Source organism: Paraburkholderia sp. MM5477-R1 (genome assembly GCF_050436385.1).
Classification (GTDB): Bacteria; Pseudomonadota; Gammaproteobacteria; order Burkholderiales; family Burkholderiaceae; genus Paraburkholderia; species Paraburkholderia tuberum.
Genome location: NZ_JBNDMC010000006.1, coordinates 1,639,075 through 1,661,862, shown reverse-complemented (window position 1 = coordinate 1,661,862; position 22,788 = coordinate 1,639,075). Strand labels below are relative to the sequence as shown.

16 protein-coding genes are annotated in these 22,788 nt (G+C 65.3%); all 16 read right to left on the bottom strand.

Annotated elements, in window-relative coordinates; genetic code table 11:
* Positions 1–148: 148 nt before the first annotated feature.
* The 16 genes from tagF to tssA all read right to left on the bottom strand — a co-directional run bounded on the left by tagF (position 149) and on the right by tssA (position 22,178).
* On the bottom strand, positions 149–865 hold the full coding sequence (gene tagF / locus OKW35_RS26055; RefSeq protein ID WP_184066297.1) for a type VI secretion system-associated protein TagF: 717 nt from the start codon (positions 863–865) through the stop codon (positions 149–151).
* The gene (gene tssM, locus OKW35_RS26050) at positions 862–4,407 is read right to left on the bottom strand and encodes a type VI secretion system membrane subunit TssM (protein WP_429553556.1); all 3,546 of its coding nucleotides are present in this window, start codon (positions 4,405–4,407) and stop codon (positions 862–864) included. The genes tagF and tssM overlap by 4 nt, the downstream gene beginning before the upstream one ends.
* Before the next feature lie 46 nt (positions 4,408–4,453).
* Complete coding sequence (gene tssL, locus OKW35_RS26045) at positions 4,454–5,743, bottom strand: type VI secretion system protein TssL, long form (protein ID WP_429553555.1); 1,290 nt, start codon at positions 5,741–5,743, stop codon at positions 4,454–4,456.
* A 23-nt stretch (positions 5,744–5,766) separates the two neighbouring features.
* A complete protein-coding gene (gene tssK, locus OKW35_RS26040; protein WP_429402929.1) occupies positions 5,767–7,101 on the bottom strand; it encodes a type VI secretion system baseplate subunit TssK in 1,335 nt (444 codons plus the stop codon).
* A 20-nt stretch (positions 7,102–7,121) separates the two neighbouring features.
* Complete coding sequence (gene tagH / locus OKW35_RS26035; RefSeq protein WP_429553554.1) at positions 7,122–8,867, bottom strand: type VI secretion system-associated FHA domain protein TagH; 1,746 nt, start codon at positions 8,865–8,867, stop codon at positions 7,122–7,124.
* 31 nt (positions 8,868–8,898) lie between these two features.
* The gene (locus OKW35_RS26030) at positions 8,899–10,890 is read right to left on the bottom strand and encodes a type VI secretion system Vgr family protein (protein WP_429553553.1); all 1,992 of its coding nucleotides are present in this window, start codon (positions 10,888–10,890) and stop codon (positions 8,899–8,901) included.
* Between the two features lies 1 nt (position 10,891).
* On the bottom strand, positions 10,892–11,281 hold the full coding sequence (locus OKW35_RS26025; RefSeq protein ID WP_018422989.1) for a DUF4280 domain-containing protein: 390 nt from the start codon (positions 11,279–11,281) through the stop codon (positions 10,892–10,894).
* Positions 11,282–11,304: 23 nt separating this feature from the next.
* Positions 11,305–14,091 (bottom strand): type VI secretion system ATPase TssH, encoded by a 2,787-nt coding sequence (tssH, locus tag OKW35_RS26020; RefSeq protein ID WP_429353335.1) that lies wholly within the window; start codon positions 14,089–14,091, stop codon positions 11,305–11,307.
* A 4-nt stretch (positions 14,092–14,095) separates the two neighbouring features.
* Positions 14,096–15,175 carry a type VI secretion system baseplate subunit TssG gene (gene tssG, locus OKW35_RS26015; RefSeq protein ID WP_429348781.1) on the bottom strand — a complete coding sequence of 360 codons (1,080 nt, stop codon included), beginning with the start codon at positions 15,173–15,175 and terminating at the stop codon, positions 14,096–14,098.
* A complete protein-coding gene (gene tssF, locus OKW35_RS26010) occupies positions 15,160–17,055 on the bottom strand; it encodes a type VI secretion system baseplate subunit TssF (RefSeq protein ID WP_429553552.1) in 1,896 nt (631 codons plus the stop codon). Before tssF ends, tssG begins: the two co-directional genes overlap by 16 nt.
* 4 nt (positions 17,056–17,059) lie before the next feature.
* Positions 17,060–17,572 (bottom strand): type VI secretion system baseplate subunit TssE, encoded by a 513-nt coding sequence (gene tssE, locus OKW35_RS26005; RefSeq protein ID WP_429553551.1) that lies wholly within the window; start codon positions 17,570–17,572, stop codon positions 17,060–17,062.
* The gene (locus OKW35_RS26000) at positions 17,565–18,401 is read right to left on the bottom strand and encodes a type VI secretion system accessory protein TagJ (protein WP_429402924.1); all 837 of its coding nucleotides are present in this window, start codon (positions 18,399–18,401) and stop codon (positions 17,565–17,567) included. Before OKW35_RS26000 ends, tssE begins: the two co-directional genes overlap by 8 nt.
* A 95-nt stretch (positions 18,402–18,496) precedes the next feature.
* The gene (locus OKW35_RS25995) at positions 18,497–18,985 is read right to left on the bottom strand and encodes an Hcp family type VI secretion system effector (protein WP_184066354.1); all 489 of its coding nucleotides are present in this window, start codon (positions 18,983–18,985) and stop codon (positions 18,497–18,499) included.
* 45 nt (positions 18,986–19,030) lie between these two features.
* On the bottom strand, positions 19,031–20,527 hold the full coding sequence (gene tssC, locus OKW35_RS25990) for a type VI secretion system contractile sheath large subunit (protein ID WP_184066364.1): 1,497 nt from the start codon (positions 20,525–20,527) through the stop codon (positions 19,031–19,033).
* Between the two features lie 25 nt (positions 20,528–20,552).
* Positions 20,553–21,059, bottom strand: a complete 507-nt coding sequence (gene tssB / locus OKW35_RS25985; protein WP_018422997.1) for a type VI secretion system contractile sheath small subunit — start codon at positions 21,057–21,059, stop codon at positions 20,553–20,555.
* 87 nt (positions 21,060–21,146) lie between these two features.
* Positions 21,147–22,178, bottom strand: coding sequence for a type VI secretion system protein TssA (tssA, locus tag OKW35_RS25980; RefSeq protein ID WP_429553550.1), 1,032 nt, complete (start codon positions 22,176–22,178; stop codon positions 21,147–21,149).
* Between the last annotated feature and the right edge of the window lie 610 nt (positions 22,179–22,788).

The window sequence follows — 22,788 nt, the reverse complement described above, 5'->3', positions numbered from 1 at the left end:
GCAGAATGGAGTTGCGGTGAGGCCGCCAGCGCCCCTTTACGGACCGTCGGCGAACACCGGCGGGAACCGGCGTATGACAGCCTCATCCTTTAAAGACGAATGATGGGAAGTCAATTTGAAACGCTTACCCTTACCCGCGGCGGCGACCTCAGTGATGCCGTTGCTGTGCGCCCGGGTTCGAAATCACGTCGATCACCGAATCCCACTCTTGCGTGCCGACGTCGAGCAGACTCGCGAACTGCAAGCCGGTCGTCGTGCCCGCGGAAACTCTCGCCGAAGCCGGCACGGCCGGTGATCCGTCGCTCCACCAGAGCGCGTGTCCCATGGCGACGGTCTGTTCGAGCAAGGCGGCGAATCCGCCGTCGGCTGCATCAGGGATGGCGAGCCGCCACGGCATCGATGCGCGATCCCGATTGAACAGGCTCTCGGCTCGCAATGCCGCGTCGAAAGCATCGAGGGCGAATTCCTGCGTCAGTGTCGACAATGCGAGCGCCACCAAGCGGTCATACCATCCTTGCGCATCGGCCAGTCGCCGTGCGAGTTCGGCGCCTTCGATCGCCTCAGCGATCGTGAACGGAAAATAGCGTCCCACACGGTCCACGCCCGGCGTCAGAACGCCCGCCCACGCGCTCGGGCCATACAGACCCGCGCCCAGCGCGAAACACCACACCGGGGCATTCAGATACAGTTCCAGCCACTGCGCGCCAAAGCGCTGCCGAGAGAGCAACATACCTTCCTGCAAGCGCTCATCCCAACGCGTGACGAACTCGACTGGCAAGCGCCGTCCCACGAAGTCGCCATGCGTGCGCACCTTGCCGAAGAAGCCGGGCCCGGATGTCGGCTCCTGCGCAAGCTCGCCGCTCATAGCCGATCCGGACAGCGGAACTGCTCGAGCATGGCACGGCGAAACGGATTCACGATGCTGCTGGCTGCCAGTTCGAACTCCGCGCGCCGGCCATCCGAGTCGAAGCTCAGGCGAAAGCGGTCGGGTTGCGCGGTGGGTTGCAGACGCGCATCGTCCATCAGATGCAGCAGTGCCCACGGTCCGTCGGCACGCGCCGCCGGTGTGCTGCCCGGCGGCGTGAACTCGACGTGCGCCTGGCCGGTGCCCTTGCCGCTCGGCCACTGGAACACCATCGATTGCGGCGTGTCGGGTTTGACGACCATTTGCTGCCCATCGATGTCGAGCGTGAACTGGGTAATCGATGGATCGATGCTGAGCGGCTTCACCGTGAAGCGCACCGACACGTCTCGGCCGCCGGCCCGGAAGAACGCGTCGCGGATCTGCGCGGCGCGCTGGAACTGGCCGAGCACGTCGACCGGGATGCCGAGCGTATCGACGCCGCTGCGCCATTTCCACTGCGGTCCCGACATGTCGACCATCGTTGCCAGATTCTTCTGGAAGAAATCGTCGATCAGGCCGCCTGGGCTCAGCAGCCTGCCGAAATCGTCGGGCGCGACGTCGCGCGTCGAGCCGCGCACGAGAGGATAGCGACCGTCGAGCGCCTGCCGGCACAGTTGCGCCACGTTCGCCTGCCACAACGCGTTCAGGCGCGCCCGCTCGCCGCCCACCATCAGCGACCCCGCCCCGCTCGCGACGCTGGTGGCCACCGTCGCGAGCGGCGGCGGCGCCCCCTGGGCCACCAGCTTGAGCTTGTTCAACGCATCGCCGGGCGGCGGCGGCAAGCCCTGACGGCGCGCCGAGTCCGCGGCCTCCAGATAGGTCGCGGCGTCCTTCAGCGCGGCGAGTTGCGCGTCCAGCGGAGCCGGGCCCGGTGCGCCGGGTTTGCCGGCCAGTTCGTGCAGCGCCTGGAAATGCGCGTCGACCGGATTGAGTTCGGCCGGCGCGGGCAGTGCCGCGTCTTCCGGCTGGTTGCCGAGCGCGCTCTCGAGGCGCTTTTTGGCCGCATCGAGCTTGTTGGTCAACGCGGCAACGCCCTGCTCCGTCAGCGAACCGCCCGTTCTGGTGCTGCCCAGCGTGGTTTCCTGCGCCGCGGCCAGCATCAGCGAGCGCAGCGGCGAGTCGGGCGCCGCGAGCACATTCGCCACGCGTGCCCCCTGCTGCACGCCGTCGAACGGCACCACGTCGATATCGTTGAGCAACGCGTCCCACTGGCGGATGTACTCGTCGTAGTAAAGCCGGGTGATGCCCGCCTTCAGATCCTCGATACCGTTCGGCGTCAATACCGATTCCTGACGGCCGAGCACCCAATCGTCCTTCGCGATATCGATCACCGCCGCGTCGCGCAACTGGCCGAACTTCTGATAGCCGGCCCGCGTGTACGCGCCTGAAACACCGCGCGTCAACGGCGCGCCGCTCTTGCGCACGAGCACCAGCGCGGCATTGCGCCCCGCCGCGTTGGCGACGCTGAACTCCGGCAGTCTGCTCTGTTCGAGATCGCGTTTGACGCGGTTGAACAGACGCTGCGTCAGCGGCATTTTGGCGAGCGTCGCGCGCGCCTGCGCGATCAGATCCTTGTCGAGCGGCAGCGACGCATCGAAGCGCGCCGGCTGGAACAGCGCGGCGAGATGGCCGTCGAGATCGTTGCGCTGATCGTCGCTGGCATCGCGCAACGGCCCGCGGCGCCAATCGACATCGGCCCACAAGCGCACCGAGTCGGCGTCGAAGTGCAGTGAATCGCCCAGCATCAGATAGGCGCGCAAGACTTCATACTGGAAGTCGGGATTGTTCGCGTCACCGCGGCGCAGTTCTTCTTCCATGCGGCTCACGACCAGAGGCAACAGCGTCTGACGCAACAGCCGCCGATAACTGGTCTGCGCTTCGAGGCCGAGCTTGTCGCCCTGATAAAGGCCGAGGCGCGACAGCCACGGCACGCTCCTGTCGCGGTCCGCGTAACCGCCGGGAAGGTCGCGCGCGGCATTGAGCAGCGGCAGCAGCGCAAGCGGGTTGTCGCCCGGCTGGGTGGTCTGCGCGAGCTTCTGCAACTCGGCAACGTGCTGTCGAACATCGGCGACGTAAGCGCGATTGCGTTGATAGCTGACGAAGAACAGAACCAGCGCCAGCACCGTGACGATGCCGATCGCCGCCAGCGCGGCGCGCTGAAACCAGGCGCGGCGCCGCTCCAGCTTCTGGTTCACGCCCGCGAGTCCGGCTTCCTCGAAGATCACGCCGCGCAGCAGCCGCGTGATGAAGTAAGCGCGCCCGCTCGCCGGGTCGGGCAACACGACCTGTTGCTGGAAGCCGAGCGCCGAGGCGACCGCGCTCATCACGCGATCGATCGGCCGGCCTTCCTGGGTGCCGCTCGTGAAATACACGCCGCGCAGCAACGCGGACTCCTCGAAGCGCGAGGTACTGAAGGTTTCGTCGAGAAAGCTTTTCAGTACGGCTTGCAGACCCGCGAACTGCTGCGGAAATCCATAGACGAGCGCACGCCGGCGCACATCGGTCTCGCGCTGCATACGGTTCAACACGCGGGCTTGCAGCTGCTTTTCCAGCACGTGGAATTCGGCGGGAAATGCGGCCAGTGCGTCGTCCGGCGAGCCTCGCTCGGTGAACGGGAACGTCATGCCCCAGACCTGTTCGCGCTCGTCGCGGCCGAGGTCGTCGAAGAATTCCGCGAAACCCGCGAGCAGATCGCATTTGGTCACGATCACGTAGACCGGAAAACGCATGCCGAGCTTGCCGTACAGTTCCCTGAGACGCTCGCGCACGGCTTGCGCCTGCTGCGCGCGTTGCGGGTCGGACAGTTGCAGCAGGTCGCGCGTCGACAAGGCCACGATGACGCCATTCAGCGGCCGGCGTGGCCGATACTTGCGCAGCAGTTGCAGGAAGCCGGCCCACGCGGCCTGGTCGGCTTCGGCGAAACTATCCTGGGTGGTGAAGCGGCCCGCGGTATCGAGCAGCACCGCATCGTCGGTGAACCACCAGTCGCAATTGCGCGTGCCGCCCACGCCGCCGATCGACTGCTTGCCGAGCCGCTCGGCGAGCGGAAACTTGAGTCCGGAGTTCAACAGCGCGGTGGTTTTGCCCGTGCCGGGCGCGCCGACGAACATGTACCACGGCAACTGGTACACGTACTGACTACCGAAGCGCCCCTTGACCCGCGCCTTGCGCAAGGTCGCCATGGCGGCTTCGAAACGCTGCTTCAACGCGGCGATGTCGGCCTCGGATTCTTTCTTGCCGGGCGCGGGCTCGGCCGGTCCCTCTGCCACCACGCGAGTGAACTGGATGTTGGCGAGACGCACCGCGATCCAGCGCACGCTCCAGTACACCGCCCACACCAGCAGCAACACGATGATCACGGCCCAGCGGCTGCTGTTGCTTTCGAGCGGCTCATGACCCGCGTACGCGACGAGCGGCCCCTCGACCCACACGATCAGCGACAGTGCGAGCACGCCGAGCAACGACAGCACGATGGCTCGTCTGAGCCAGCCAAAGATTTTCATACCCGGCTCCTCTGTGCCACCCGCGACGGACTCATCCCGTAGGCCTTCACGATGCCGCTCCCGGCGCCAGCACCGTGATATCGACGCGGCGGTTGCGCGCGCGATTCGCGGCGGTGTCGTTCGGTGCGATCGGCTCGGCGTCGCCGCGCCCTTCGGCGCTGAAGCGGGCGGGGTTGCCGGCCCGCGACACGAGCATGTCGCGCACCGCTTCGGCGCGCGCCTGCGACAGATGCCAGTTCGACGGGAAGCGCGCGGACAAGACTCGCTGGCTGTCCGTGTGACCCGCGACCACCACGTTGCCCGGCACTTCCTTCAACGCGTCGCCGATACGCTGGATGAGCGGGACGAAACCCGCGGCGAGATCGGCGCTGCCCGAGCCGAACAGGCCGTCGCCATTGATCGTGACGACGGTCCTGTCGGGCAACTCCGAGACACGCACGAGGCCTTGGGCAATTTCAGGCGCGAGGAACTGCGATAGCTTCGGCGCAGGTTTGGGCGCGGCCGCCAGTTTCGACGCAAGCACGGGAGCCGGCGCGACGCGGATGCCGTGCAGCGCTTCGAACACGCGGTCGGACATGTCGTTGAGCCTGAAGCTCAACACCAGATTGACGATCACCAGCACGAGGCAGGCGATTGCCGCCGCCACCCACAACGGCACGAGTTGCAGCAACGGCTTGCGTTCGACCTTGACCGGCAGCCAGTGCGGCGACAGATCGCGTTCGGCCGCGCCGCGCTGGCCGCGAATCATCTGTTCGAGGCGTTCGCGGATCGTGTCGAGTTGCGTGCGGCCACCATCGATCAGACGGTAACGTCCTTCGAAACCGAGGCCGAGAATCACGTAGATCAATTCGAGCACATCGATATTGCCCGCGAGGTTCTGCGCGAGACGCTGCAGGATCAGGAAAAAGCGCTCGCCACCCGAGGCCTCGTTGTGGAATGTCACCAGCAAGCTGCGGCTGCCCCACAAGCCCGCCCCCCATGGCGTGCTGGCGATCGCTTCGTCGAGGAACGTGCACAGGCAATAGCGCGAGGCGCCGAGCTTCTCGTCATCGATGCCGTTGGCGCGGCCTTGCGTCTCGAAGCTGCGCACCATTTGCATCAGCTGGTTGCGCAGGTCTTCCACATTCGGATGGGTCGGCAACTGCCGCAACGGCAGCGCCAGTTCGATCAGCGGGTTGGCCGCGCGCAACAGCGGATTCAGACCGCCGCCGCCGGGCAGCATCGGCGCGGGCGTTGCCGCGGCCGCCATGAACGCCGCCCGCGCGCCGCCCGGTGTCGGAATCAGAATCGTCGCGCCGGGATCGTCGGCGGGGCCACGCGGTTCGTCTGGACTCACGATGAACTTCCTCAATCAATGCATCAGCGGCGAATTGCCCAGAACTCCATCGTCAGTCCGGGAAAGTCACCGGCGACGTGCAACGCCATGCCCGCGGAATTCGCGAACTGTTTCCACAGTTCGTTGCCGCGATCGAGTTCGAAGTAGGTAAAGCCCGCATGGAACGGCAGTTGCCGGGGCGCCACGGGCAACGCGCGCAGGCCGACGCCCGGCAATTGCAGATTGACGAGATCGCGAATGCGTTCGATCGGGCCGATCTTCACCTGTGGCGCGAAGCCGGTCAGGATGTGCTCGGCCGGCATTTGCGCGCGTACCGCGAGCACGAAGGTGGCGCCGGCAAACAGCGTCTTGTCCGGCACGATCGCCACGCGCAAGCCGAACTTGCGCTCTTCGAGCGGGATCGCCACGGCGTGCGGGTCCATCACCATGCTCAGCGACGCGCGAATGTCGTCGATCACCGGTGCGAAGGTTTCGCGCAACCACTCATGGCGATACACCGGATACGCCGGCGGCCGCTTCGACGCCTGGCTGAAGGTCGCCAGCTCGCCGGCCAACTGCACCGCCGCCTGGTACAGCGCCTCGGGATGCAGACCGGTCATCGTCGAGAGATGCGCGGCCAGCGGCTCGTGGCGATTGATCAACTGCAGCAACAGGAAATCGGCCACTTCCGCGACACCCGTCACGCCGGGCTGTGCAAGGCGTCCGGCCAGCGCTTCACCGCGTTGATGCAGAAGGCCCACGAGGTCGTCGACGAACGCCGCGAGACGGCGCGCCACCCGATAGTCGAGACACGGCGGGCTGTAGTCGTTTTCGAGCACGACGCGGTTGTCGGGCAGACGCTCGAGCACGCGCGCGACGCCGAGCGCGGTGTAGGCATTCGCCACTTCGGGGGCGAGCGCGAGACGCACGCGCAGTTTGCCGATCTGCAGCAACGCCGCGCCGGCATTCGGATCGTTGCTGTCGCTGACGTCGAATTCGGTGACACGGTGTCGCGCGAAGTTCTCCTCGCTGGCGTCGTTGCCGGTTTCGGCGACACCCGGCCTGCGCACCGGCAACGCCAGTTGGACCAGCATGTTGCGGGTGCCTTCGGGAATCTCCAGCGGCTCGGGCAAGTCATCGTCGGCGGGCAGATCGAACGGTGTGCCGTCCGGCATCACGCCGGAGCACGACAGCAGCGCGAGCTTGCCGAGCTTGAGCAGCGACTCGTCGATCTCCAGCGCGGTAAAGCCCCAACTGTACGGACGCAGGCCGGCGGCGCGCGTCTCCAGTTGCCGCTGCAGATAGCGGTCGTGCTGCTGCAAATGCTGGGGCTGCAGAAACATCCCCTCCGACCAGATGACTTTGCTGTTCCAGGACATGTTGTCTCGTTCAAACGTTTCTAGGTGGGATCGGCGGGATGCTTCGGCTGACGCTCGCGGGCCGCGCGCAGTTCGTCGATCTGGGCCTCGTATGCGTCATTGAACGCCTGACCGAAGAGCTTCTGGAAATCATCGTCGGCTTCGCGCGCGACGGCGCCCTGCAATACGACGAACAGATCCCACAGTTTCGCCTTGCGGTTGGACAGCACTTTTTCGAGCGCACCGGAGTCTTTCAGCTGCGCTTCGATCGAAGCGGGCTCGAAGCGTCCGAGCACGTGGGCGAGCGCCGCGCGCATGCCGGCGAGCACCGCGAGCTCGTGCGCCTCGATATCGTCGAAGGCGCGCCTGAGCGCCTCGTCGGGCGGCAGATAGCCGGCCGAGCGGCCAGTCAGCATCTGCGCCAGCGCGCTGTCGACGTCCGGGAAAAACTTGAGCGGATTGTTGTCGCGCGCGACGATCATCGTCGTGTCGAGACGGGCTTCGCGTTTGGTCATCGAGCGCGCGCGCAGCACGCCCATCGTGCCGCGCAGCGCGTCGCGCAGCATCGTGCCGATCAGACGCGCGAACTCCGCTTCGGGCAGGTTCGGCGCGCGCGACGGATCGAGGCCGAGGCCTTCGAGCAGCGCCTGCAGGGTGGCTGGGTTCTGGCTCGCGAAAGTGGCGGCGGCCGGGTGGCGAACCGGGGCCGGCTGGGCGGTCGGCGCCGGCACGGCAGGCGCTGACGTGATTGGGCCCGCGGACGGAGCCGGCTGCTGAAGCTGCTGCGCCACAGGCTCCAAAGCGGGCTGCGCAGCGGACGACGGCCCCGGCGCCGCGCCAGGCACAGCCACCCGCGCGGTGGCGGCCTGCGGCGCGACCACCGGCACGACCACCGGCACCACGGGAGCCAAAGGGGTCGGTGGCGCAAACTGCGTCGCCGGCGTTGTCGGTATCCCGAACAGATCATCGAACGGTGTCGCCGCCGACCCTGCCGCGCCGGGATCGAGCAATCCCGGCGGCAAGCCGGTCGGGCCGCCCAAAGGCGCGGCCGCCGGCGCGGGCGCAGTGGGCCACCCCGGCAACTCGTGCGCAGGATGCGGCGCGGCCGGCGAGCCGCTGCCCGGCTGCCCGGGCGTTTCCCATTGCGCCAACGCATCCGCGAGCGGGTCGTAGTCCGCCGGAATACCCCCCGTGGGTGTGGCAGGCCGGCCGGGATCGGGCCGGGACGCTTGCGGCGCCGAAAACGCCTGCAACTCCGGCGACACATGATCGCTTTCCGAGCCCGCAAAGCCCGGACCCGACGAGACCCGCTGCGGTTCACCGAAGCCCGGCTGCCCGAGCGGATCGAGCGCGCCCATCTGCAACGCGTCGCCTTGCGAATCGGCCGGCAACGGTCCACTGAGCACCTGCGCGGCACTCAGCGGATCACGCCCGCCCGTCAGACCGCGCACGCCGGCCGCCTGCTCGCCGATCGACACCTCGAGCAGATACGGACCGATCAGCAGACGGTCGCCGTCCGCGAGCCGCGCCTCGCGCGTGCCGCCCAACGCGCGCTGATTCAGCACGCTCGGATTGCTGCCCAGATCGCACAGCAGATAATCGCCGCCGCGAAACTCGACGCGCGCGTGAACGCGCGAGATCGCGCGTTGTTGATCGGGCAGCACCAGCGTGCAGTCGTTGGCCCGGCCAATCGTGCCGCCGGCGGGGCCGAACGCGATCGCGATCGGCTCGGCCAGCGTCTCGTCGTTGAATCGCGCAACCCGCAGCGAAAGAATCGGATAGTTCACTTGGCTCCCCACGAGCGATCAGGTGCATCACTCACGATTTGATTTTTTTGGTTCCGTCGTCGGCGTCTTTGGGCGCGCTCGGCGCGGTCGGTGACGAGCCGCTGCCGGAGCCCGCCGAGCCGCCCGAATTGAGCAGGATCGGTGTGCCCGACACCGCCACGCTGACCGGCCCGACCACCACGAAGGCGCCGCCCGCCTTCAGCGTAATGCTCGCGCCCGCTTCGATCACGATGTTCATGCCCGCCTTGATGTGGATATTCATGCCGGCGTCGATCGCATAGTCCATGCCGACCTTTTCCTGCAACTTCTGCCCGACCTTCAGCGACGCGTTGCCATCGACCTGGGCGTTCTGGTCGCCCGTCACGGCGTCGTGGCGCGCGCCGGTGATCGCCACGAACTCGTTGCCGGTCACTTTCAGATGCCGGTCGTTGCCGACGTTACTCAGCATGTCGTTCTTGACCCAGGTCTCGTGGTCCTTCTCGGCGTGGAAGAACAGTTGCTCGCTGCCCTTGTCGTCGTCGAAACGCATTTCGTTGAACCCGCTGCCGCCCTTGGTCGAATTGCTCTTCAGCGTCGAGAACATCTGATTGGCCGGCAGTTCGTACGGCGGCATCGTGTTCGCGTTGTAGACGCAACCGGTCACGAGCGGCCGGTTCGGATCGCCCTCGATGAACTCGACGACCACCTCCTGACCGATCCGCGGCAAGAAGAACGTGCCCCAGCGTTTGCCGGCCCAGCTCTGCGACACTCGCACCCAGCACCGCTTCATGCGCGCGTCGGCATCGGCCGGCGGAGCGAACTGCTCCCAATGAAACTGCACCTTGATGCGGCCATATTTATCGGTGAGGATTTCTTCGCCGTCCGGGCCGACCACCATGGCGGTCTGCGGGCCCGCCACGACCGGCTGCGGCGTCAGCCGCTCGGAGCGGAAGTGGTTTTCCTTGCGCAACGCGCTGAACGCGCAGTCGAAGAGCGGCAGCGAAGGATCGTGGCGCACCGTCGACACATAGACATCCGAATTGATCTCGTACGCGGCGCTGACCACCAGATACTCGTGGTTCTGCGCATCGCAGGCGTGATTCTCGAGCTTGAACTGCCCGCCCGGCCAGATGCCGCGCGCGCTCGATCGGCCCGAAATGCTGTCGTTGCGCGCCTGACGGATCTCGATGCCGACCTTCGCATAGCGGTCGCCATCGCTCGACTGCGCGTGGCCGCTCAGATGTTCCTGCATCGCGTACACCGGCGGATCGTAGACTTTCGGCCGCGTCGCGCGCGACAGCAGGCCTTGCTGGTTGCTCAAGGTGGGCTTTTCGAAATCGTAGTCGTTGACTTCGTACTTGCCGGTCTGCAATTCCGCGCCCGAACTCCACGCATACACGCATTCCTTCTCGTTCGAAGGCTCGTACCACGCATCGTACGAAATCGACGCATAGTGTTCGATCGGTCCGTGAACGTCGCTCGAATCGGTCAACACCAGCGTGTGCTTGCCCCCTTTGTGCTCGAAGTAGTAGTACATGCCCTCGTGCTCCATCAGGCGGCTCACGAAGGCGAAATCGGTCTCCCGGTATTGCGCGCAGTGCTGCAGCGGCGGATAGGTCGCCTGGCATTTATTGCTGACGTCGATGTTGTAGTCCTGCAGCACGCCGGTCACGATATCGAGCACGCTCTTTTCATGGAAAAAGCGGCTGTGCGACGCGCGCGTGAGCAGCCACAGCCGCGGACGCACCACCGCTTCATAGCGCGCCATGCGGTTGCGGGTGTTGTCGCCCGGTGCGACGATCCGGAACGCCGTGACGATCCCGTTGAATTGCCGCTCGCCGTCCTCTGGCAACGACAGCGCAATCGAGATGTCATGCCCGAGCAGATCGCCGGCCTGCAGATCGTTGCGCTTGCCAAGCAGATCGAGCCGCCATTCGCTCAGGCGCCCCAACTCCTCGGTGCCGCTCAGATGCAGAAACAGCAGGTCCTCGCCGGCAGGCGCGCAACTGACGGTGACGTGTCGGTTCGGGTTTTGCGTGGTCATGTCACGGAATCATCGTCTTGACTGTCGCCGGATTGACGATCGTGACCACGCCGCCCCAGTTGCACATGCAGGTCGACACGTTGTCGAGCGACGGCTGGTTGCCGAGCAGCACGGTCGGCGCGCCCGGCGTCCACGGCGTCATGGTGGCCGGAATGCACGGCATCGGCGTCAGCACGCCCAACGCCGCCGCCGTCGCGGCGGCGACGGTCGGATTGGCGGGCGAGCTGCACACGCCGAACGGCATGATGTTGACGAGCGGAATGTGATCCATGATGTTGGCCGCGGGCGGCCCTTCGCCCATCACCCGGTTGACCGGCAACACCACGAGCGTCGAAGGCGCCGCGCCGAACGAACATTGCAGCGTCGCGCCCATGCTGACTTGTTGCGGCATAAGAAGGCATCCTCCGCTTTCGATCAATCGAACGTATAGAGAAATTCACCGTCGCGCGCGCCGATCTGCACTTTCGTGACCGGGCTGCCGTTCATCATGCGCGTCAGAAACTCGGTGCTGATACGCGGCAACAGCGTGTTGGTCAGGATTGCGTCGATCATGCGTCCGCCGCTTTCGAGTTCGGTGCAGCGGCTGCCGATCAGCTTCACGACGTCGTCGTCGTAACTGAACGGAATCTTGTGCGACACGCGGATGCGTTTCTCGATCCGGCCGAGCTGCAGCCGGATGATCGCGCCGAGCATCTCGTCGGACAGCGGAAAGTACGGAATGACCACGACGCGCCCGAGCAAGGCCGGCGGAAACACCTTCAGCAACGGCTCGCGCAGCGCTTTCGCAATACCCTCCGGCTCCGGCATCAGCTCCGGGTCCTTGCACAGGCTCGTGATCAGATCCGTGCCGACATTGGTGGTCAACAGGATCAGCGTGTTCTTGAAGTCGATCACGCGGCCCTCGCCGTCTTCCATCCAGCCCTTGTCGAACACCTGGAAGAACAGCTCGTGGACGTCGGGATGCGCCTTCTCGACCTCGTCGAGCAGCACCACGCTGTATGGACGGCGGCGCACCGCCTCGGTCAGCACGCCGCCTTCGCCGTAGCCGACGTAGCCGGGCGGCGCACCCTTCAGCGACGACACCGTATGCGCTTCCTGATACTCGCTCATGTTGATCGTGATGACGTTCTGCTCGCCGCCATACAGCACCTCGGCGAGCGCCAGCGCGGTCTCGGTCTTGCCGACTCCGGAGGTGCCGGCGAGCATGAACACGCCGATCGGCTTGTTCGGATTGTCGAGACCCGCGCGCGAAGTCTGGATGCGCCGCGCGATCATCTCCGTCGCATGAGCCTGGCCGATGATGCGCCGGTTCAGGTTCTCCGCGAGCTTCAGGACGTTTTCGATTTCGTTGCGGACCATCCGGCCCACCGGTATGCCGGTCCAGTCCTGCACGACGGAGGCGACCGCCTGCTGGTCGACGGTCGGCAGGATCAGCGGATCTTCGCCTTGATGCTGCGCGAGCTGCGCCTGCAACTCGCGCAGTTCGGCGAGCCGCGCTTCGCGCGTCGCGGTGTCGCTGGCGGGGTTGTCAGTCGCGCCGGTGGCCGCTGTTTCGTCTACCGTTCCGTTCGCAGCTTCGTTCGCTTCGTTCGCTTCGTTCGTGCGGCTGGCTTGCGCCGCGCCTTCCACCTTGCCGGTCTCGCCGCGCAGTTGCGCGCGCAGCGCGAGAATCCGCGTCACCAGTTGTTTTTCTGCCTGCCAGCGGGTGTCGAGCGTGGCGAGACGCGCCTGTTCGGCGGCGAGCTTTTCCGCCGCGGCGGCTTCACGCTCCCGCGTGTCGACGCCCACCGCGTTTTCCCGGCCGATGATCGCCAGTTCGGTTTCGAGCGCGACGATCCGCTTGCGCGAATCGTCGACCGCTGCGGGCGTCGCATGCTGGCTGACCGCCACGCGCGCGCAGGCGGTGTCGAGCAGGCTGACCGCCTTGTCGGGCAACTGCCGCGCCGGAATATAGCGATGCGAAAGACGTACCGCGGCTTCGAGCGCTTCGTCGAGCACCTGCACCTTGTGGTGCTGCTCCATCGTCGAGGTGACGCCCCGCATCATCAGGATCGCGCGGGTCTCGTCCGGCTCGCTGACCTGCACGACCTGGAAGCGCCGCGTCAGTGCGGGGTCCTTCTCGATGTGCTTCTTGTATTCGGCCCACGTGGTCGCGGCCACCGTGCGCAGCGTGCCGCGCGCGAGCGCCGGCTTCAGCAGATTCGCCGCGTCGCCGGTGCCGGCCGCCCCGCCCGCGCCGACCAGCGTGTGCGCTTCGTCGATGAACAGGATGATCGGCTTTTCCGAGGCCTGCACTTCCTCGATCACCTGCCGCAAGCGGTTCTCGAACTCGCCCTTCATGCTCGCGCCCGCCTGCAACAGACCGACGTCGAGCGTGCGCAACTGCACGTCGTGCAGCGACGGCGGCACGTCGCCCGCCGCGATGCGCTGCGCGAAGCCTTCGACCACCGCGGTTTTGCCGACGCCCGCTTCGCCCGTCAGGATCGGGTTGTTCTGGCGGCGGCGCATCAGGATGTCGATCACCTGGCGAATTTCCTCGTCGCGCCCGACGATCGGGTCGAGCTTGCCATTGCGCGCCTGTTCGGTCAGATCGGTGGTGAAGCGCCGCAGCGCTTCCTGCTTGCCCAGCGCGGCGGCCGGCACCGGGCCGCCCGTGGTGTCCGCGTCGCCGCCTTCGCGCTGCGCGCCGCCCGCCCGAAAACCATCGCTCGCGCTCAGCGCCGCTTCCGGCGACTCGCGCAGCAGGCCGTGAAATTCGTCGACGAGCGAATCGAGCTTGATGCGCTCGAACTGACGCGAGATGCCGTAGAGCCCGTTGCGCAGCGACGGCGTCTTCAAGAGGCCGACCACCAGATGGCCGGTGCGCACCTGCGACTCGCCGAACATCAGCGAGCCGAACACCCAGCCACGTTCGACCGCCTCCTCGACTTGCGACGAGATGTCGGTCACCGAAGCCGAACCGCGCGGCAGACGGTCGAGCGCTTCGGTCAGATCGCGCGCCAACGCGGAAGGCTCGAGCCCGTAGTGTTTGACGATGCGGTGCAGGTCGGAGTCCTGCAGTTGCAGGATCTGGTGGAACCAGTGCGACAGCTCGATATAAGGATTGCCGCGCAACTTGCAAAACACGTTCGCGCTCTCGATTGCGCGGAATCCGAGCTTGTTCAGCTTGCCGAACAACGCTGCCCGTTTGATCTCGGCCATTTTTCTATTCCCTCGATGATGTCGATGGCGGCGCCCCCGCGGACGCCTCGCGGGCCGCCACGGCAATCCGTGAACGGCCGTCCGGGCCGGTCGGCCGCAACACCAGCTGCCGCTGATCGCCGCGCGCCGGGTGGCCGAGCGTCCACGTGGTGTAACCGAGCCGCGTGTGGCGCCCGAGCTTCAGGCGTGGCACGTCCTCCTGTTTCAGCACCAGCCGGAGATCCCAATCGAGCCCGTCGCGCGCGTAATTGCGCACCCAGTCGACGAGGCGCTTCAGACTCTCGCCGCCCGGCAGGAAGCGCTCGTAATCAGCGCGGCTCAACGGTCCGATGACGATGCGGAATTTATGCTGGCAATCCCAGACGCGCGCGCCGAGCAGCGTCGACACGCCGAGCGCGGCCGAACCGTCCGGTGCGCCCAGGCGCAACAACGAATTCGCGGGCAGCGTCATCCAATGGCCGACCCACTGTTCGATGTCGACCGGCAGGTTGAAAAAACGCGCCAGCACGAGTTTCAAACCGGCGGCCGGACGGGTCGGGCCGCCCAGCAATCCGGCGAAGTGCAGTTTGGCGAAATCGGGCACCGCGTCGCGCTCGCGCAGCGTCGGCTCGCCCAGCCCGAACACGCTGCCGACATAAAAGGAAAAGCGATCGCGCCCCGGACGGTCGAGACTCACGGCCGGTTGCGCATTGGCCCACGCGCGATAGAACAGCGACACCATCCGGTGGTGGAAGACATCGAGAAAGCGCGCGAAGGTCGGATCGTTCGCGTTGCGGGCGCGGTCGCGAGCGTACTCGGTCAGATGGGTGGGCAACGGACCGTGCGGCCCGAGCAGGCCGAAGAACTTGACCGCGAGGCGCGCGGCGTGATGCTCGCCGGCCGGGGTGAAGTCACCGAGCGTCGTCGGATGGAAAACCAGTTCGGGCTCCTGCACGAAACGGATCGCATCGTCGCGCGGCTGCATCGACTCGCCGACGCGCGGCTTGTCCGCATACGCATTCTCCAGCAGCCGCACGACCTGGAAGAAGTCGAAGCGGCGCGCATCGTCTTCGAGCCGGCGCAACAGTGTCAGAGCGTCCGGCATTGTCCGACCCTCGCTGGCCAGCGCATGATCTCGCCGCGCGACAGCGTCTTCACGACGGTCTCGGTGAACGAGTTGATCGATACGTATTGCGCGAAATATTGCGCGAGCACGGCACCGAGCAGAAACGCGCCGGCGCCTTCGAACGCGGCTTCGTCGAGCGTCAGCGTCACTTCGAGACCGCGGCCGAATACGATCGGTCCCGCGCCCGGCAAGCGTCGCGTCACCGAGCGCGAATCGATCGAGCGCACGCCTTCGATCAGCCGCTGACTCGCGATCTCGTCGGCGGGACAGTAGAGACTCAGCAGATCGCGCAGCGCGCGGGCGCCCTCCTGTGCATCGTTATCGAGCAGCGACGAGTAGTTCAACGACAGGTGACTCAACAGCCGCCACGCCACGGCCCCGTGCGCATACGACGGCAGCGGCCGGCTCGGGCCGCTCACGCAGCGCACGCTCTGCACCGGCGCTTCGACATCGAGCGTGAAATCGGCGGGGCCGACGCCGACCGGCATCGTCAGTGGCAGGTCGCGATTCGTGCACAGCACCTGCAAGCCGAGTTGCCGCAGGTCAGCGCGAAACGGCGCATTGCTCGCGTCCACCAGCGCGATGAACATCTCGCTGCCGAGGTAGCTCGTGCGCGGGCCGCGCTCATGCTGACGCGCCGACGGCAGACGTTTTTCGCGGCGCACCTGGTAGTACGCGCCGGCGCGATAGGTGGCGCCGAGATCGCGCGCGTGATAGAACGGCTCGAAGCGCTGCTCGCCGCCGGCGCCCGCGCTATAGCCGGTCGCACTCTCGATCTGATAGATCTCGAAGTCCATCGGCCGGGTGCGATCGGCCACCACGTGATATTCGAACTGTTCGTCCGACAGCGCGATGCGATCGGTACGCCGCGGAAAGAGATTGATCGCGGGCGTGCAATGCAGCGCGAAATTATTGGCATCGAGCGATTGTTCGAGCAGCGGATCACCGCGTTTGAGCAACACGATGACTTCGATTTCGGTGTCCGCGCAACGCCGCAACGCCGCGTGCAAACCGTCGATGGCGAGAAACATGAAGCGCTGCGGAAACGCGAAATACTCCTGCAACAGCCGGTAGCCCTGGAACGACTGCCGGCTGACCGGCAGCAATGCTTGATCGTCGGCAAACCCGAGCGGCCGCAGCGCGCTCGCCGGCAACTGCACATGCCAGGACGCCGGACGTTTGGCCGGCATCACGACGACGCCGCTCACCGAACCGAGCAGACGCTCGTGGATACGCGTGGCCATCCCGTCCGCGCCGCGCAGATACAGCGTTAGCCGGTCGAGTTTCAGCTGGTTGATTCTCAGACCAGCGGTGGCGCGTAGGCGCAGCCTGAGGCCGGCCTTGACAGCGGCGCCCGCCGCCATGCTCGCCGGCAGCGCGCTGTCGATGCCACCGAGCGAGCCCGCGTGCGTAAAAAACCGCGCTTCCGTGATGTCGAGCGGCCAAAGCGTCAGTTCGTGCGCGCTGCGGTATTCGCAGCGCGTCGAGCCGTTCTTGTCGAGCACGCTGCGCAGCGTACTGCCGCGTGGAACCCGCACGCCGTCCGCGAGATTGGAGCTGGTCAGGTCCGGCTGGATCTGCACCACGGCCATCGACGGCGTGGGCGCGAGGTAATGCGGGTACACCAGCTCCGCGAGATGCTGGGTGAAGCGCGGAAACTCGTCGTCGATCTTCAGTTGCACGCGCGCCGCGAGGAAACTGAAGCCTTCGAGCAGACGCTCCACGTAGGGGTCCGCGCATTCGAGGTTTTCCAGTCCGAGGCGCCCGGCGATCTTCGGAAATTCGCGCGCGAACTCGCCGCCCATCTCGCGAAGATGCTGCAGTTCCTGGCTGTAGTATTTGATCAGGTCTGGATTCATGGCTTCAGCGCGGCCCGCCCTGGTCGATCACGCGGATTTCGCCGACTTCCAGGTCGAGTTCGGTCCTGAAGTAGAGCCGCTCCGGATACGGCTGCGCCCACAGATCGCCCTCCACCAGAAACGACACGGTGTTGTGGCGCCCGGTCGTCTCTTCGAGTTGCATCGAACTGACCCGCACGGTGTCGCGCAGAATGCGCGGCTCGAACGCCCAGATCGCATCGCGCACGAGCCGCTCGAGCCGCGACGGATCGAGGCCTGAGGCGGTCTTGCCGGCAATGTCCGGCAGGCCGAAATTGATCACGGATGTCGCGACATACGGATAGCCGCTCAGATCCTGCACCGACGCGAGGCCATTCGCGTTCAGCAGCCAACCGAGGTCGCGCTGCACGCTCTCGCGCAGCGCACGCATCGACAGAACGCGCCGCTCGCGCGCTTCCTGCTTCGCCTCCGGTTCGAGATCGGTCAGCCGGTCGAGCAGCGACGGTTGCAGGCGATCACGCGCGGTCAGTTCAGCCATGATCCGGAGCGGCCGCGCCGTCCTGTTCGGCAGGCGCGTCGCCGCTCGTCAGTTCGATGGTGCGCACGTCGAAGAGCGCGTAGTCGTTCGCATCGGAGGCGAACATACGCTGTCCCACCGGCCGCGCGAGCACGGGATCGTCACCGATCCATTCGGTCAGGCGCGCGAGCCACAACGCTCGATTCGGCTCGGCGAGCGTGCCCGGATAGCGGGCGGGAATCAGACCGGCGGCCTGGCCGTCGTTGGCCCACGTGAAAACGGCCGGCATCCAGACGCGGTCGCGCAGGTCGGACGGCGGCTCGATTTCGATCCGTTTGATGCGCGAAAAAGGAATCCAGTAATAGCGGCCGTTCAGCACGGCTTCGAGAGTCGGGCCGAGCCGGTTGTCGGCGTCGGCGAGCCACCTGAACGGTTCGCCATTCAATGCGCCGGCGCTGGCGGGCGCCTCGTCGAGCGCCCGCGCGCGCGCGGCGGCCGCCGCGCCGCTATCGCCCGCGGTGTCGAGCCGCAATGCCTCGAGGAGCAACGCAAGCCAGCCGGTCGGCTCGCCGAAGATCAGCGGCGCGCGCTCGCCTTTGAATACCGCTTCGCGCAGCGCCTCGCATTGCAACGCTTCACGATAGGTTTGCACCATCGGCAACGCGGCCGCGTCGAGTTCGCCGACGACGTTCAGTTGCGTCAATGCGCGATCCCAGGCGCCCGTCACCGCGAGCAACTGGAATAGAAAGACGCGATAGGCGGCTTTCGACGGTTCCTTGCGAACCTGTTTTTGCAATTCGCGCAGACATCCGTCGAGATCGCCTTCGCGCAAGCATTCTTCTGCGTTCATGCCGGTTCGCTCCGGTCTGGCTCGAGTCGTCCCACCCGCCGCCGCACTGCGACGGCAGGACCGCCGCAGTGCAGTCGCCCTTTGCGCTCAGCCGATCAGGTAGTGGCGTTGGCGGGGATGTTCCACTTCACTTCGACCACCCCGCCTTCCTTCTCGCCCTTCGCGTTTTGCGGCTGGTACTCGACATGGAATTTTTCGAAGTTGAGCGTGACGTTCTCGGTAAAGCGTTCTTCGCCGCCCGAGCCGCCGGTCGAATAGGAGCTGACCAGCACGCCGTTCAACGTGATCTTGTAGTACTCGAGCGGATTGTCCCCACCTGCCTTGCGCACCGTCAGCAACGCCGTGTCGATGTGCGTGCCTTTGCTGCAGGCTGCCATGATTGGCGGACTCGCCTTGTCGCTGTATTTGGTAAATGAGAGGTCCTGCACCGACACCTTGCCGGCGCCGCCGCCCGTGCCCATGTGCATCGTGCCGCTCTGGCTCATGCCCCAGCTCCACGCGAGCACTTCGATTTCTTCCTTGTGGGTCTTGTCCTGAGACTCGCCCTTGATATCGCCCAGCTTCATGAACATGTCGATGGCCATCTTCTTCTCCGCTCAAAGCAATTCGTCACTGAATGGGGATTTCCGTCATGCCGCCTTGGCGGACGGAAGCTTCGAAACCAACCGTAGCGATACGGTCAGGCCTTCCAACTGGTAGTGCGGACGCAGGAAAAACTTCGACGTGTAATAACCGGGATTGCCTTCGACTTCCTCGACGACCACCTCGGCGGCCGCGAGCGGGCGTCGTGCCTTGGACTCTTCCGTCGAGTGCGCCGGATCGCCGTCGACGTACTGAAGGATCCAGTTCTGCAGCCAGCGCTGCATGTCGTCCCTTTCCTTGAAACTGCCGATCTTGTCGCGCACGATGCACTTCAGGTAGTGAGCGAAGCGGCTGCAGGCGAACAGGTAGGGCAGACGCGCGGCCAGGTTCGCGTTCGCGGTGGCATCGGGGTCTTCGAACTCGGCGGGCTTGTGCAGCGACTGCGCGCCGATGAAGGCAGCGAAATCGGAGTTCTTCTTGTGCACGAGCGGCATGAAGCCGTTCTTCGCGAGTTCGGCTTCGCGGCGATCGCTAATGGCGATTTCGGTCGGGCACTTCATGTCGATGCCGCCGTCGTCGGTGGGGAACGCATGCACCGGCAGGTTCTCGACGGCGCCCCCCGACTCGATGCCGCGAATCCGCGAACACCAGCCGTACATCTTGAACGAGCGGTTGATATTGGTCGCCATCGCATAGGCGGCATTGGCCCATGCGTATTTGCCGCTGTCCGCGCCGGCCGTGTCTTCCTCGAAATCGAATTCCTCGACCGGATTGGTCTTGGCGCCATACGGCGCGCGCGCGAGAAAACGCGGCATCGCGAGACCGACGTAGCGCGCATCCTCGGATTCGCGCAGCGAGCGCCACGCCGCATGCTCGGGAGTCTGGAAGATTTTCGTCAGGTCGCGCGGATTGGCCAGCTCCTGCCACGAATCCATCAGCATCACCGCGGGATCGGCGCCGGCGATGAACGGCGCATGCGCGGCGGCCGAGATCTTTGATATCTGCGTCAGCAGATCGACGTCGGGCCCGCCGTTGTCGAAGTAATAATCAGCCACCAGCGCGCCATACGGCTCGCCGCCGAACTGGCCGTATTCCTCTTCGTAGAGCTTCTTGAAGATCGGGCTTTGATCCCACGCGGTGCCCTTGTACTTCTTGAGCGTCTTGTACAGATCGCCCTTCGATACGTTCATCACGCGGATCTTCAACGTCTCGTCCGTCTCGGTGTTGTTGACCAGATAGTGCAAGCCGCGCCACGCGCTCTCGACTTTCTGAAACTCTTCCGAGTGGATGATCTGATTGATCTGGGCGGTCAGCTTCTCGTCGATCTGCGCGATCAGCGATTCGATCGTCGCGAGCACATCGCCCGAAATCACGTTCGTATCGCGCAGCGCCTGTTCGGCGAGCGTGCGCACCGCCGTCTCGACGGCTTCCTTCGCCTTCTCGCTCTTCGGCTTGAATTCCTTTTGCAGCAGATTCGCGAAATCGCTCGTTTCAAGCGACGCCTCGCCGGGTTGCGCTTGCCCTTCGGTGCTAGGTTCAGCCATGGTCAGACTCCCCTGTAGATCACGCTCATTGCTGCGGCTTCGGTGCGGACGCCAACGACTGCAGCAACGCGGGATCGTTGAGCAGTTTCGCGATCAGCTCCTCGGCGCCGGTCTTGCCGTCCATATAGGTCAGCAGGTTTTGCAACTGGCCGCGCGCCTCCAGCAGCTTCGACAACGCGTCCACCTTGCGCGCGACCGCCGCGGGCGAAAAGTCGTCCATGCTCTCGAAGGTCATGTCGACCGCGAGGTTGCCCTGACCGGTCAGCACGTTCGGCACCTGCACGGCGACGCGCGGTTTCATCGACTTCAGACGCTCGTCGAAGTTGTCGACGTCGATCTCGAGAAACTTTCGATCCGCCACCGGCGCGAGCGGGTCCGCCGGCTGACCGGAGAGATCGGCCAGCACGCCCATGACGAAGGGCAGATTGACCTTTTTCTCCGACCCGTAGACTTCGACGTCATATTCGATCTGAACTCGCGGCGCTCGATTGCGCGCGATGAATTTCTGGCTGCTTTCCTTGGCCACGACCATTCCCCTGGTTGACGCCGCACGGCCGCGAGCAGCGTGGCGCATGACTGGCGTTGCTAGAAGCGAAAAAGCCCATCCCCGCCTGACTGCTTACTCGTTTTCGATACCGCCGGCCTGCCTGGCCTGGCGCACGCCTTCTGGCGCGAGGTCCTGCAGAATTTCCATGAAGTTCCTGTCGACCAGCCGGCGCGCGCGCAGCAGCAGCAGCGGCAACGGGCTGGAGGGTTCGTGACGCTCGTAGTACGCGCAGATCTTGTCGATCATGCGGATCACGTCCTGACGGTCCGTGATGTCGCCGGACAGCGGCACGGGTGCCGGCGCCGCGCCGGCGCTTTCGCCCGGGGCCACGTCGCCGTTCGGCGATGCTTGCGGCGCTCCGCCCGGGACGTCGAGACGCTCGCCGAGAAAGTCGGCTGCACGGCGCAGCAGCCTCGATAGCGGCGACAGATCGATGGAGCGCGCCGCGCCGACACGCTCGGTCAATACCGTCTCGATGCGCATCGCGCTATGCGTGGCCGCGAGCAAGGCCGTGTGCGCTTCGGCGGCGTCTTCGTGGGCGTCGGCGATCACCGCGTCGATCGAGCTCAGCGACGCCGCCTCGACGCCCTTGGGCAGCGGCACTTCGCCGGTCGCATATTCGATGTCGCGCAAGCTGACGCCACCGTGCGCGCGCGACGACGCGAGCGGTGCGTCGCGCACGTCCACCAGCATGCCGGACGGTTCGACGAGGGCGGCGAGCGCGTTGACGCGGGCGGTCGGATCGTTGTCGTCGTCGGGATCGAGCTGTGGATAGACATGGTCCCAGCGCTGTTCGAGCAGGCCTTCGACGAGCGCGAGGCCCTCGGCGAAGCCGGCGAAACGACGGCGATTGAGTAGCGCGCGCGCCAGGTGTACCGCGACGCGCAAGTCGCGGCCTTTTGCGAGCAGATCGAGCGACAGCGCTTCGGCCACTTTCCAGTCAGGCGGCGTGGCGGCGACCATGGTCTCGCCGAACTGCACCTCCGGCTTGCCGTGGACGACCTGCTCGAGCGCAAGGAAGTCAGGGTCGTACTCGAGGTCGTCCCCGCATGGACTGGCAGCTGATATGTCGGCAAGCATTTCGCCCGCGAGAAGCGTGGCCATGTCTGGTATCGGTCTCGGATGAGTAGTCTCGACGCACCGTAAGTGACCGGTACGGGTTGCCCTTGCCCGCCGGGAATCAACGTTCCCGGAAATACGTGTTAACTCTGATTAGATTGCCTTCGCCAGCTATTGCGATGTTTTTAGCGAGCGTTGTCCTTTCTCGGCGGCAATCCGATATGAGAATAGCACGCAGCCCGGAAAATCAAAGCCGGATAGCAATAGAAACGGATTTTGTTTAATTAAGCGAAACAGTATATGTAATACCATTCAACTCCATAAACACTTAAGAAGTTTTAACCTTTTCGTTCCGGCACCATTACAATCACAAGCTCGGACAGTCGTCTTACGACCTCACCAGCGCGCCCTTTCAGGACGGTCGATTGGCGGGATCGCCCAACATCTGGGTAAACGAATCAGGTGCCCGGATTTTTTAAAAAATTTGACCTTGCCGGATTGCCGGTAAGCGCTTACGTTGCGTTTAGGGTTAGTCCTGATAGCGATAGAACCCGTCGCCAGAGCGGTGAATAACATATTAAGTTTTACCCTTGTAATAAATAAAACGTGCCAATAGACTAAGTCTGTTTTCCAATCACGCGCCGGTTGCACGGCG

Coding starts and splice junctions, on each gene's coding strand:
- tagF (WP_184066297.1), bottom strand. CDS start 865: ATGAGCGGCGAGCTTGCGCAGGAGCCGACATCCGGGCCCGGCTTCTTC.
- tssM (WP_429553556.1), bottom strand. CDS start 4,407: ATGAAAATCTTTGGCTGGCTCAGACGAGCCATCGTGCTGTCGTTGCTC.
- tssK (WP_429402929.1), bottom strand. CDS start 7,101: ATGTCCTGGAACAGCAAAGTCATCTGGTCGGAGGGGATGTTTCTGCAG.
- OKW35_RS26030 (WP_429553553.1), bottom strand. CDS start 10,890: ATGACCACGCAAAACCCGAACCGACACGTCACCGTCAGTTGCGCGCCT.
- OKW35_RS26025 (WP_018422989.1), bottom strand. CDS start 11,281: ATGCCGCAACAAGTCAGCATGGGCGCGACGCTGCAATGTTCGTTCGGC.
- tssH (WP_429353335.1), bottom strand. CDS start 14,091: ATGGCCGAGATCAAACGGGCAGCGTTGTTCGGCAAGCTGAACAAGCTC.
- tssG (WP_429348781.1), bottom strand. CDS start 15,175: ATGCCGGACGCTCTGACACTGTTGCGCCGGCTCGAAGACGATGCGCGC.
- tssF (WP_429553552.1), bottom strand. CDS start 17,055: ATGAATCCAGACCTGATCAAATACTACAGCCAGGAACTGCAGCATCTT.
- tssE (WP_429553551.1), bottom strand. CDS start 17,572: ATGGCTGAACTGACCGCGCGTGATCGCCTGCAACCGTCGCTGCTCGAC.
- OKW35_RS26000 (WP_429402924.1), bottom strand. CDS start 18,401: ATGAACGCAGAAGAATGCTTGCGCGAAGGCGATCTCGACGGATGTCTG.
- OKW35_RS25995 (WP_184066354.1), bottom strand. CDS start 18,985: ATGGCCATCGACATGTTCATGAAGCTGGGCGATATCAAGGGCGAGTCT.
- tssC (WP_184066364.1), bottom strand. CDS start 20,527: ATGGCTGAACCTAGCACCGAAGGGCAAGCGCAACCCGGCGAGGCGTCG.
- tssB (WP_018422997.1), bottom strand. CDS start 21,059: ATGGTCGTGGCCAAGGAAAGCAGCCAGAAATTCATCGCGCGCAATCGA.
- tssA (WP_429553550.1), bottom strand. CDS start 22,178: ATGGCCACGCTTCTCGCGGGCGAAATGCTTGCCGACATATCAGCTGCC.